At 66.3% G+C, this 11,548-nt stretch carries 11 protein-coding genes; 3 read left to right on the forward strand and 8 right to left on the reverse strand.

The window, feature by feature from the left end; translation table 11 throughout:
- Nucleotides 1-23: 23 nt before the first annotated feature.
- Nucleotides 24-503, forward strand: a complete 480-nt coding sequence (locus KK7_RS0110385; protein ID WP_010544585.1) for an RNA pyrophosphohydrolase — start codon at nucleotides 24-26, stop codon at nucleotides 501-503.
- On the opposite strand, the gene KK7_RS0110390 is transcribed toward KK7_RS0110385, so the two are convergent.
- From KK7_RS0110390 to KK7_RS0110420, 8 genes are all read right to left on the reverse strand, one after another.
- A complete protein-coding gene (locus tag KK7_RS0110390) occupies nucleotides 480-1,157 on the reverse strand; it encodes a hypothetical protein (RefSeq protein ID WP_010544586.1) in 678 nt (225 codons plus the stop codon). The genes KK7_RS0110385 and KK7_RS0110390 overlap by 24 nt on opposite strands.
- A 165-nt stretch (nucleotides 1,158-1,322) precedes the next feature.
- On the reverse strand, nucleotides 1,323-3,335 hold the full coding sequence (locus KK7_RS0110395) for an acetyl-CoA carboxylase biotin carboxylase subunit (RefSeq protein WP_010544587.1): 2,013 nt from the start codon (nucleotides 3,333-3,335) through the stop codon (nucleotides 1,323-1,325).
- On the reverse strand, nucleotides 3,335-3,571 hold the full coding sequence (locus KK7_RS22555) for a hypothetical protein (RefSeq protein ID WP_138983946.1): 237 nt from the start codon (nucleotides 3,569-3,571) through the stop codon (nucleotides 3,335-3,337). The genes KK7_RS0110395 and KK7_RS22555 overlap by 1 nt, the downstream gene beginning before the upstream one ends.
- Entirely contained in the window at nucleotides 3,568-4,575 is a 1,008-nt protein-coding gene (bioB, locus tag KK7_RS0110400; protein WP_010544588.1) for a biotin synthase BioB, read from the reverse strand. Before bioB ends, KK7_RS22555 begins: the two co-directional genes overlap by 4 nt.
- Nucleotides 4,572-5,450 (reverse strand): heme-dependent oxidative N-demethylase family protein, encoded by an 879-nt coding sequence (locus KK7_RS0110405; RefSeq protein WP_010544589.1) that lies wholly within the window; start codon nucleotides 5,448-5,450, stop codon nucleotides 4,572-4,574. The genes bioB and KK7_RS0110405 overlap by 4 nt, the downstream gene beginning before the upstream one ends.
- Complete coding sequence (gene scpA, locus KK7_RS0110410; RefSeq protein WP_010544590.1) at nucleotides 5,447-7,585, reverse strand: methylmalonyl-CoA mutase; 2,139 nt, start codon at nucleotides 7,583-7,585, stop codon at nucleotides 5,447-5,449. The genes KK7_RS0110405 and scpA overlap by 4 nt, the downstream gene beginning before the upstream one ends.
- Nucleotides 7,586-7,616: 31 nt before the next feature.
- Nucleotides 7,617-8,036: a methylmalonyl-CoA epimerase gene (mce, locus tag KK7_RS0110415; RefSeq protein ID WP_010544591.1), complete on the reverse strand. Its 420-nt coding sequence runs from the start codon at nucleotides 8,034-8,036 to the stop codon at nucleotides 7,617-7,619.
- A 24-nt stretch (nucleotides 8,037-8,060) separates the two neighbouring features.
- Nucleotides 8,061-9,587 (reverse strand): acyl-CoA carboxylase subunit beta, encoded by a 1,527-nt coding sequence (locus tag KK7_RS0110420; RefSeq protein WP_010544592.1) that lies wholly within the window; start codon nucleotides 9,585-9,587, stop codon nucleotides 8,061-8,063.
- A gap of 103 nt (nucleotides 9,588-9,690) precedes the next feature.
- On the opposite strand from KK7_RS0110420, the gene KK7_RS0110425 reads away from it, so the two are divergent.
- Nucleotides 9,691-11,124 carry a helix-turn-helix domain-containing protein gene (locus KK7_RS0110425; RefSeq protein ID WP_010544593.1) on the forward strand — a complete coding sequence of 478 codons (1,434 nt, stop codon included), beginning with the start codon at nucleotides 9,691-9,693 and terminating at the stop codon, nucleotides 11,122-11,124.
- A gap of 65 nt (nucleotides 11,125-11,189) precedes the next feature.
- Nucleotides 11,190-11,548, forward strand: a 359-nt coding sequence (locus KK7_RS0110430; RefSeq protein ID WP_010544594.1) for a class II aldolase/adducin family protein, incomplete at its 3' end; no start/stop codon positions are given.

The raw sequence follows: 11,548 nt of genomic DNA on the forward strand, positions 1-11,548 counted from the left end.
GGCCTTCCGCCTAGGAAAGCGGCATGACCGATCCTGCCTCGCTCCCCTACCGGCCCTGTGCCGGCGTGATGTTGCTCAACCGCGACGGCCGCGTGTTCGTCGGCCAGCGCCTCGATTCAACGCTGGAGGCCTGGCAGATGCCCCAGGGCGGCATCGACCCCGGCGAGGACGCGCTGGAAGCTGCGTTCCGCGAGCTTTGGGAAGAAACCGGCGTTGCCCGACACCATGCCGAGTTGATCGCAGAAGCGCCCGAGGAATTGCAGTACGACCTCCCCGACGACCTGATCGGCAAGGTGTGGAAGGGCAAGTGGCGCGGGCAGCGACAGCGCTGGTTCCTGCTGCGCTTCCTCGGCGAGGATGACGACATCGACATCGTCACCGATCATCCCGAGTTCCGCGCCTGGCGCTGGGCGGAACCCGCCGACCTTCCCGACCTGATCGTGCCCTTCAAGCGCGCGCTGTATGAACGCTTGCTGATGTTATTCGCGGCCCATCTCGGCTGAAGCCGGCCGGCGCGCGGGCATCACCGCGAAGGACAGGCCGGTGATCGTGCCCAGCACGATGCCGGAGACGATGCCGCCGACCAGTCCCCGCAGCGCGATCTCCCAGCTCCCCGGATCGGTGCTGCCGACCGCCGACGCGATGTAGATGCACGGCAGCGAAGCGCCCCAGCCGACCGCGTTCACCGCGATCCACCAATGCGTCTGCCCCGCCGCCCGGCGCAGAACCACGGCTTGGGCGATGCCGAACAGCAGACCGAGGCCCAGACCGAACCCTGCCGCCGTGACGGCGGTCTGGAACAGCGTTTCAACGGCCGGCAGCAGCCGGTCGCCGTCGAGCGACGGAAACACCGCATACCAGGCCGCGATGGACCAGACGAGCACGCCGACGGCCGTCGTCGCGGCCACCCAGGTCCGGAGGTTGAGCGCCGGGAACTGGCGACGGAGCGCCCAGCCCTGCAGGTAGCCGAGCACCAGCCCCTGGATCAGTCCGCTGCCCGCCTTGAGGAAGAAGGCCAGCCACTCGGCGCTGGCCCCGATCGGCACCGGATCAAAGCGATCGACCGTCACCCACCACAATGCCGCGCTGGCCAGGCCGAGCAACTCTCCCGCCGCGCACGCCTCTATCCAGCGGGTGAAGCCATCCTCTTCCTGCACGTTGTTTTCCTCTGTGGGGACTGTGGTTGTCGGTCGAACCGTCGAACGTCCCATTTGTGACCATTTGAGACACGACTTTGCGCCTGCGACAACCCCAGAAACGGAGAATCCACAACCTGCAATCCCGTACGTTATCGTACCGATGTGGGACCGATGCCCCGCAACTCATTCAAATTCAAGAATAGGAGCGTCCACCGCCAAGCTGTCGCCCGCGCTGAAATGAGCGAGCTTGACGGTGCCCGCGCGCTCGGCGCGGAGGATGTTCTCCATCTTCATCGCCTCGACCACCGCGAGCGGCTGCCCGGCCTCCACCTTGTCCCCCGGCTGGACGTGCAGGCGGGTGAGCAGCCCCGGCATCGGCGCGAGCAGGAACTTGCTCATGTCCGGCGGCACCTTCTCGATCATGTACCGGCGCAGCGGCGCGACGTGCAGGGGCAGCACCTCGACCCGGTGGGCGGCACCATGCGCGGTCAGCTTCCAGCCGGTGCGGAGGCGATCGACGGCCGTGGCGAACTCGGCGCCGTTGATGGTTGCCGCAAACTGCGGCTCTCCGCCACGCCAGGTGCCCGATACCGCAAGCGGCGCCTCGCTGCCGGAAAGCGTCACCAGCATATCGGTGCCGCGATCCTCGACCGAGGCGTCGAACTGATGCTCGCCGATGCGGACCGAGCGGGCGGTTGACCGTGCGGGCTGGTCGCCCAGTTGGCCGGAGATCGCCGCCGCCCGCGTAGTACGGGCAAGATCGAGCACCACCGCCACGGCGGCAAGCTTGCGCACCAGCGCCGCGTCCGCCGGCGCGCCGTGGAAGCCCTCGGGATATTCCTCGGCGATGAAGCCGGTGGTCAGTTCGCCCGAGCGGAAGCGCGGGTGCTGCATGATCGCCGAGAGGAAATCGATATTGTGGCCGATGCCGTCGATGCGGAACCGGTCCAGTGCGCGGACCTGCAGGTCCGCTGCCTCATCGCGGGTCGGCGCCCAGGTGATCAGCTTGGCGATCATCGGGTCGTAGAACATGCTGATCTCGGAGCCTTCGGTCACACCGTCGTCGACGCGGACATAGCCCTCGCCCGCATTTTCGGCCACAGGAGGCCGGTAGCGCACCAGCCGCCCGGTGCTCGGCAGGAAGCCGCGATAGGGATCCTCGGCATAGACGCGGTTCTCGATCGCCCAGCCGTCCAGCTTCACCTCGTCTTGGCCGAACGCCAGCTTCTCGCCCGCCGCCACGCGGATCATCTGCTCGACCAGATCGAGCCCGGTGATCGCCTCGGTGACCGGATGCTCCACCTGGAGGCGGGTGTTCATCTCGAGAAAGTAGAAGCCCTGCCCCGTCTTGTCGGCGCCCGAGACGATCAGCTCGACCGTGCCCGCGCTGTAGTACCCCACGGCCCGCGCCAGCGCGACCGCCTGCTCGCCCATCGCCTTGCGCATCGCCGGCGTGACGAAGGGCGACGGCGCTTCCTCGACCACCTTCTGGTGGCGGCGTTGGATCGAGCATTCGCGCTCGTTGAGGTAGACGATGTTGCCGTGCTGGTCGCCCAGCACCTGGATCTCGATATGGCGCGGGCTCTCGATGAACTTCTCGATGAACACCCGGTCGTCGCCGAAGCTGGCCAGCCCCTCGCGCTTGGTCGCCTCGAAGCCTTCGCGGACGTCCTGCTCGCTATAGGCCAGCCGCATGCCCTTGCCGCCGCCGCCCGCCGACGCCTTCATCATCACCGGATAACCGATCTCAGTCGCGATCCGGACGGCATGCTCGGTGTCCGCGATCTCGCCGAGGAAGCCGGGGACGACGTTGACCCCCGCCTGCTTGGCGAGCTTCTTGGATTCGATCTTGTCGCCCATCGCCGCGATCGCGCTCGGCGGCGGGCCGACAAAGGCGATGCCGGCCTCGGCACAGGCCTTGGCGAAGCTCTCGCGCTCGGAGAGGAAGCCATAGCCGGGGTGGATCGCGTCGGCGCCGGTCTCCTTGGCCGCCTGCAGGATCAGGTCGGCCTTGAGATAGCTCTCCGCCGCCGGCGCGGGCCCGAGCCGCACCGCCTCGTCCGCCATCCGCACATGCGGCGCGCGGGCATCCGCGTCCGAATAGACCGCGACCGTGGCGATGCCCATCTTCCTGGCGGTACGCATCACCCGGCACGCGATTTCGCCACGGTTGGCGACGAGGATTTTCTTGAACACTATTTTCCCCATTTGCGGAATGAAAGCCATGCGAGGGCCAACCAAAACAGAAGAAGCGGAACTACTTGGTAGGCAAAATCCCGGATCACGACTTCTTGGCAAGACAGCTGGCCTGCCGGATCTTCGCAAGGATAGCTCAACAGGTTCATTGAGATCCAAAGAAGCGGAATATACGCAAGCGAGCACAGGGTAATAACAATAAAGCCCGCCAATGCCAGCTTGCGAGGCAAGTTCACTCCGCCGCCTCCAACTCCACCTTGCACTCCGCCGCCATCGGCGTGATGCCGAGGCGGGCGAACAGCGCGGCATCCTTGTCGTCGCCGGCATTGCCTGCGGTCAGCAGCTTGTCGCCGGTGAAGATCGAATTGGCGCCCGCCAGGAAGCACAAGGCCTGGGTGGCATCGCTCATGCTCTCGCGGCCGGCCGAGAGGCGGACCATCGAGCGCGGCATGGTGATGCGCGCCACTGCCACGGTGCGGACGAACTCGATATCGTCGATCTTGGCGAGCGGGGTGTCGGCCAGCATGTCGCCGAGCACGGTGCCCTTCACCGGCACCAGCGCGTTGACCGGCACGCTGCCCGGATGCACCGGCAAAGTCGCCAGCGCGTGGATGAAGCCGACCCGGTCGCCGCGCGTCTCGCCCATGCCGACGATGCCGCCGCAGCACACGTTGATGCCCGCCTCGCGGACATGCTCCAGCGTTTCCAGCCGCTCCTCGAAGCTGCGGGTGGTGATCACCTCGCCATAGCGCTCGGGCGAGGTATCGATATTGTGGTTGTAATAATCGAGCCCGGCATCGGCGAGCGTCTTGGCCTGTGCATCGGTGAGCATGCCCAAAGTCATGCAGGTTTCCATGCCCATCGCGCGGACGCCCTTCACCATCTCGACGATGGCGGGCATGTCGCGGTCCTTGGGGTTGCGCCAGGCGGCGCCCATGCAGAAGCGGGTCGAGCCATGGTCCTTGGCCTGCGCCGCCGCCTGCAGCACCGCGCGCGGATCCATCAGCTTGGTCGCCTTGAGGCCGGTATCGGCGGACGCCGACTGGCTGCAATAGCCGCAATCCTCTGGGCAGCCGCCGGTCTTGATCGACAAGAGCGTCGAGCGCTGGACCTGGTTCGCCGGATGGTTGGCACGGTGGACTTCCGCCGCGCGGAATACGAGTTCGGTGAACGGCAGGTCGAATAGCTGGGCGATCTCGTCGCGGGTCCAGTCGGTGCGCACGGGGGATTCGAGGGTCAAGCAACTAACTCCGATGAACGGTTACGCCGCTCGGCATAGCGGGTGAGTGCCTCGGCGTAAAAGGGCGCAGCGCGACGTTCGTGTTCGCCCGCGCCGATCCCCGCGACCGACTGGGCGACGCGCGCGACGGCACCATTGCTCAGGCGATCGAACGACTCGACATGGATGCCGATGGTGAAGAGGACTGCCCCGCTTTGGGGCAGGCGGCGGAGCGTCTGGCGCTCGCAACGGACGAACAGGGTTTCACCGGCGTTGTCGGCAGTCACATGGGCGAAGCGGACTTGGGGGTCCTCCTGCGGCAGATAGCGCCAAGCATCGCTCGCGACGACGAACCAGTTGGCTCGGGCGAAGATCTGGCCGGGCTGGAGGGTCGCAAAGAAATGGTCGACGCCTGCCGCCAGCTGCTCGGCATAGCCATGGATCGGGGCGTGGATGGGGGTGAGCGCCTGGCCGAGCTTTTCGGTGAGGTGCCAGTCGGTAGGGAACGCCAGCGCGGCGGCGGTGAGGCGGTACTGGCCGGATGCGTCCGGCGTGAGGATGCAGAGATCCTCCCAAACCGCGGCGGCCGAACTGCGCAGCGCTTCTGCGACCGGGGCAGCCCTCCAATCTAGGCCGTCATCCCGGCGAAAGCCGGGATGACGGTTTTGCGTGCGGGCGTGATGCCGCAGCATGGCCGCAACTTCGGCCGCCGCCGCTTCCGCCTCCGGCAATACCTGCACGCAGTCGGGCTCGGCCGCGAACACGGCCGCGCGCGCAGCTAAATCCGCCCCGGGCGTCAGCCACTCGGCCTCCGGCACGCGCACCAGCCCCATGCGCAGCGCCCCTCCGCCGCGCGCGCGGGACAGCAGCGCCTCGACGGAGAAGCCCAGGCTCATTCGGCGGCCGCCTCGAGCGGCGGCATGTTGTGGCCGAGCAGGCGCAGCACGTCGGCCGCGCATTCGACGACGTTCGAGCCCGGGCCGTAAATGCCCTGCACACCCGCTTCGCGGAGATAGTCATAGTCTTTGGGCGGGATCACGCCGCCGGCGATCACCTTGATATCACTGCGGCCTGCGGCGCGCAGTCCCTGGATGAGTTCCGGGATCAGGGTCTTGTGCCCGGCCGCTAGGCTGGAGGCACCGACCACATCGACCCCGCTGTCGAGCGCCAGCACCACGGTCTCCTCCGGCGTCTGGAACAAGGGGCCGCTGACAACTTCGAAGCCCATGTCGGAAAAGGCCGAGGCAATGACGTTGGCACCGCGATCATGCCCGTCCTGGCCCATCTTGGCGACGAGCAGGCGCGGCTTGCGGCCGAGACGTCGTTCGACCGCCTTGACGCCGCGAACCACCTCGGCCCAGCGATTGTCCTCGGCATAGGGCGCGGCGTAGACGCCCTTCACCGGCGTCGGCCGGGTGGCATAGCGGCCGAACACGTCTTCCATGGCCGCGCTGATCTCGCCCAGCGTGGCGCGCGCTCGCGCCGCCACGACGGCCAGTTCGAGCAGGTTGCCACCAGCCTTCGCGCCCTCGCGCAGCGCATCGAGCGCCGCCCGGCACGCCGCCTCGTTCCGCGCAGCCTTCACCCGCTGGATACGGGCGACCTGCGCCTCGCGGACCGCGGCATTGTCGACCTCCAGCGTCTCGATCAAATCCTCGTTCGGCAGCCGGTACTTGTTGACGCCGACGATCACGTCCTCGCCGCGATCCACCCGCGCCTGCCGCGCCGCTGCGGCTTCCTCGATCATCGCTTTGGGCCAGCCGGCGGCGACCGCCTTGGCCATGCCGCCTTCGGCCTCCACGCGCTCGATGAGCTCCCAGGCCTTGTCGACCAGGCTCTGGGTGAGGCTCTCGACATAATAGCTCCCGCCCAAGGGATCGACGACCTTGGTCATCCCCGTCTCTTCCTGCAGCACGATCTGGGTGTTGCGGGCGATGCGGGCGGAGAAATCGGTGGGTAGCGCGATCGCCTCGTCGAGCGCGTTGGTGTGGAGGCTCTGGGTGCCGCCGAGCATCGCCGCCATCGCCTCGATCGTGGTGCGGATGACGTTGTTGTACGGATCCTGCTCCGTCAGCGACACGCCAGAGGTCTGGCAATGGGTGCGCAGCATCTTCGAGCGCTCGTCCTGCGCGCCGAGCTTGGTCATCACCCGGTGCCACAGCACCCGCGCGGCCCGCAGCTTCGCGACTTCCATGAAGAAGTTCATACCGATTGCGAAGAAGAAGCTCAGGCGCCCTGCGAACTTGTCGATATCGAGGCCCGAGGCGACGCCGTACTTCACATATTCCATGCCGTCGGCGATGGTGAAGGCGAGTTCCTGCACCTGGGTCGCGCCGGCTTCCTGCATATGGTAGCCGGAGATGGAAATGCTGTTGAATTTCGGCATCTTCGCGCTGGTATAGGCGAAAATATCTGAAATGATCCGCATGCTCGGTTCGGGCGGGTAGATATAGGTGTTCCGAACCATGAACTCCTTGAGGATGTCGTTCTGGATCGTGCCTTCGAGCTTCTCCTGCGGAACCCCCTGCTCTTCGCCCGCCACGATGAAGAAGGCCAGGACCGGAATGACCGCGCCGTTCATCGTCATCGATACCGACATCTGGTCGAGCGGAATGCCGTCGAACAGGATCTTCATGTCCTCGACCGTATCGATCGCGACCCCGGCCTTGCCGACATCGCCGACCACGCGGGGATGATCGCTGTCATAACCGCGGTGCGTGGCGAGATCGAACGCGACCGACAGGCCCTTCTGCCCGGCGGCGAGGTTGCGTCGGTAGAACGCGTTGGATTCCTCCGCCGTGGAGAAGCCGGCATATTGGCGCACGGTCCAGGGACGACCGGCATACATCGAGGCCCGCACGCCGCGGGTAAAAGGTGCAAACCCGGGAAGGCTGGGATCTACTCCCGCCACGTCTTCCTTCGTATACAGTGGCTTGACAGTGATACCTTCCGGTGTTTGCCAGCTAAGGTCCTTGCCCTTCACCTCCTTGGCGGCAGCGGCGGACCATTGATCGAGCGTCGGCTTGCTCACATTGCTTCTCCCTGGCGTCCGGCGCTCATGATCAATGGTCGTCCTTCGGCGTTTCCATGATTTCGGTGAGTACACCGCCCATATCCTTGGGATGCACGAAGAAGATCGGCGTGCCATGCGCGCCGATGCGCGGTTCGCCCAGGACCTTGCAGCCCTTGCCCTCGAACCAGGCTTTCGCTTCGTGAATGTCGGGCACCTCGTAGCACAGGTGATGTTGGCCACCCGCCGGATTCTTGGCGAGGAAACCGTGGATCGGCGACGCTTCGCCGAGCGGTTCGATCAGCTCGATCTGGCTGTTCGGGGTATCGACGAAGCACACCGTCACGCCCTGCGCGGGAAGGTCGAAGGGGTCGCGCACGACCGTCGCCCCCATCACCTCGCGGTAGAAGGCAATCGAGTCCACGATCGACGGCGTGGCGATACCGACATGGTTCAGACGGCCGAGTTTCATCGCATTTCCCCGATCATACCCGCGTCACAGCGGGATATTGTCGTGCTTCTTCCACGGGTTCTCGAGCTGCTTGTTCCGCAGCTTGCGCAGGCCCAGCGCGATCCGGCGGCGGGTGGAGTGCGGCATGATCACCTCGTCGACGAACCCCTTGCTCGCTGCCACGAACGGATTGGCGAAACGCCGCTCATATTCGGCAGTGCGCTCGGCGATTTCCTCCGGCGTACGCCCACGGAAGATGATCTCCACGGCGCCCTTGGCGCCCATCACCGCGATCTCGGCGGTCGGCCAGGCATAGTTGAGGTCGCCGCGCAGATGCTTCGAGGCCATCACGTCGTACGCGCCGCCATAGGCTTTCCGAGTGATGACCGTGATCTTGGGAACCGTCGCTTCGGCATAGGCGAATAGCAGCTTGGCGCCGTGCTTGATGATCCCCGAATGCTCCTGCCCCACGCCCGGCAGGAAACCCGGCACGTCGACAAAGGTGACGATCGGGATCTCGAACGCGTCGCAGAAGCGCACGAACCGCGCCGCCTTCTTGGAGGCATTGATGTCGAGGCACCCCGCCAGCACCATCGGCTGGTTCGCCACCACGCCCACCGTGCGCCCCTCGATCCGGCCGAAACCGATCAGGATGTTGCCGGCATGGGCAGGCTGCAGCTCGAAGAACTCGCCCTCGTCGAGTGTCTTCCGGATCAGCTCGTGCATGTCGTACGGCTGGTTGGCGTTCGGCGGGATCAGCGTGTCGAGGCTCTCGTCGATCCGATCCCAGGGATCGTCGCTGGCGCGCTCGGGCGGCGCCTCGCGGTTCGAGGCGGGAAGGAAGTCCACGAAGTCGCGGGCTGCGAGCAGCGCCTCGATATCGTTCTCGAAGGCAACGTCAGCGACCCCCGACTTCGTGGTATGCGTCACCGCTCCACCCAGCTCCTCCTGCGTGACGATCTCGTTGGTAACGGTCTTCACTACATCCGGGCCGGTGACGAACATGTAGGACGAATCCTTCACCATGAAGATGAAGTCCGTCATGGCGGGGCTGTACACCGCACCGCCGGCGCAGGGCCCCATGATCAGGCTGAGCTGGGGCACCACGCCCGAGGCCAGCACATTGCGCTGGAACACCTCGGCATAGCCGCCTAGCGACGCCACGCCCTCCTGGATCCGCGCGCCGCCGCTGTCGTTGAGGCCGATCACGGGCGCGCCGACCTTCATCGCCATGTCCATGATCTTGCAGATCTTCTGCGCGTGTCGCTCCGAGAGCGAACCGCCGAACACGGTGAAATCCTGGCTGAACACGAAGACGAGGCGGCCGTTGATCGTGCCCGATCCGGTGACCACACCGTCACCGGGGATCACCTGACCTTCCATGCCGAAATCGGTGCAGTTGTGCTCGACATACATGTCGAGTTCCTCGAAGCTCCCCTGGTCGAGCAGCACTTCCAGGCGCTCGCGGGCGGTCAGCTTCCCCTTGGCATGCTGGGCGTCGATACGCTTCTGGCCGCCGCCCAGGCGGGCAGCGGCACGGCGGCGTTCCAGTTCCTCGATCGTCGACGACATCGGCATTTCTCTCCGTTGAAGGCCTCATGCAACGGGACATGCCACGCCCGCAAATGCAATGTTGCAAAGTTGCGGTGATACACTTTGCAGACTATGCGGAGCCATGCCCGGTCAGTGCCCGCCCCTGCCCCTGCCCCGCCGTCGCCTGTTCGAAGGCTTTCGCCTGCGCGAATTGCGACGCCGCCTGAACATTCCCCAGGCAGGCATGGCGCAGCGGCTTGGAATTTCCGTGTCGTATCTCTCGCAGATCGAGAACAACGACCGGCCGATCACCGACGGGGTGCTGCTTGCGCTCGCCCGCGAGTTCCCGGTGGAGGCAGCCGAGATCAACGGCGAGGGCGGGACCGCCGCGCTGCTCCGCGCGATCGACGCCGCGACCGACAGCAGCGTGCCCACCGACCGGGTTGACGAAGCCGATGTCCGCCGGGGCATCGAACAACAGCCGCTGCTCGCCAGACGCATGGTGGCGCTGCACGACGCCTATCGCCGCAGCCAGGAGCAGCTGCGCGTGCTCGACGATCGCTTCGATACCGGCTCCGGGGACGCAGCCCCGCTGCCCTGGGAAGAAGTTCGCGACTGGTTCCAGGCCGAGGGCAATTACATCGATGCGATCGATCGCTCGGCGGAATTGCTGGCAGACGCGCTGGCACTCGACGATGACAATGTCGTGCGCGCCTTCGAGGACCGGCTGCGGCTGTGGCACGGGGTTCGGGTGATCGGTGCGCAAGGAGATGGCAGCGAGCTCAGCCGCTTCGACGAGGGCGCGCGGACGCTGGCGCTCAACCATGCGCTGCCACCGGAGAGCCGCGCTTTTCTTCTCGCCCACCGCTTGGTCCGCTACGAATTCGCCAACGAGATGCGGCTGGTGATCGACCGCGCCGGGCTCGCCTCGCCGGCCGCCCGCGAACTGCTCAGCGTCGGCCTGGCAAACTATGCCGCGGGCGCGTTGCTGATGCCCTATGGCCGCTTCCGCGCCGCCGCCTATGAGGTGCGCCATGACATCGACCGCCTGCGCCAGCGCTTCGCGGTGAGCTTCGAGCAGGCCTGCCATCGGCTCTCGACGCTGCAGCGACCGGGGGCGCAGGGGCTCCCGGTATTCTTCTGCCGGGTCGACATGGCGGGCAACATCACCAAGCGCCACTCAGCCACGCGGCTGCAATTCGCGGCGCTCGGCGGTGCCTGCCCCTTGTGGATCGTTCACGAGGCGGTGGCGATCCCGGACCGCATTCTCGTCCAGCTCGCCGAGATGCCCGACGGCACCCGCTACGTCTCGATGGCCAAGGGACTGGTGAAGCCCTCGGGCAGCTTCAGCCGCCCGCCGCGCCGCTATGCAGTCGCTCTCGGGTGCGAGGAGGCGCACGCCGCCGACTTCGTCTATGCCGATGCGCTGCGCACCGGCGGCGCCGCTACGCCGATCGGCGCCTCGTGCCGCATCTGCCCCCGCCTCGACTGCGACCAACGCGCCTTCCCGCCCGCAGGATCGGTGATCGAGATCGATCCCGATCGCCGCCGCGCCGTGCCCTACGGCTTTCGCTGACGCTTGCGGCGCCCTGCCGCTTCATGGCATACCCAAAGCTCGAAAACAGAATTTGGAGAGGTGCCATGGCAACCGCGATCGCCCCCACGCCCCGGGTCAGCGACGCCGAGTGGGAGGCGCGCCAGCAGCTCGCCGCCTGCTACCGCGTGTTCGACATGCTCGGCTGGTCGGAGATGATCTACAACCACATCACGGTGAAGGTGCCGGACCAGGACGGCGCGTTCCTGATCAACCCGTTCGGGCTGCACTTCAGCGAGGTGAAGGCGTCCAACCTCGTCAAGATCGACATCGACGGCAACAAGCTGGACGACTCACCCTATCCGGTGAATCGCGCCGGGTTCGTCCAGCATGCGCTGTTCCATCGCCATCTGCCCGATGCGCACTGCATCATGCACAGCCACACGACCGCCGGCATGGCGGGGGG

This window comes from Sphingomonas elodea ATCC 31461 (assembly GCF_000226955.1).
Lineage (GTDB): Bacteria > Pseudomonadota > Alphaproteobacteria > Sphingomonadales > Sphingomonadaceae > Sphingomonas > Sphingomonas elodea.

Coding starts and splice junctions, on each gene's coding strand:
- KK7_RS0110385 (WP_010544585.1), top strand. CDS start 24: ATGACCGATCCTGCCTCGCTCCCCTACCGGCCCTGTGCCGGCGTGATG.
- KK7_RS0110405 (WP_010544589.1), bottom strand. CDS start 5,450: ATGAGCCTGGGCTTCTCCGTCGAGGCGCTGCTGTCCCGCGCGCGCGGC.
- mce (WP_010544591.1), bottom strand. CDS start 8,036: ATGAAACTCGGCCGTCTGAACCATGTCGGTATCGCCACGCCGTCGATC.
- KK7_RS0110420 (WP_010544592.1), bottom strand. CDS start 9,587: ATGTCGTCGACGATCGAGGAACTGGAACGCCGCCGTGCCGCTGCCCGC.
- KK7_RS0110425 (WP_010544593.1), top strand. CDS start 9,691: ATGCCCGGTCAGTGCCCGCCCCTGCCCCTGCCCCGCCGTCGCCTGTTC.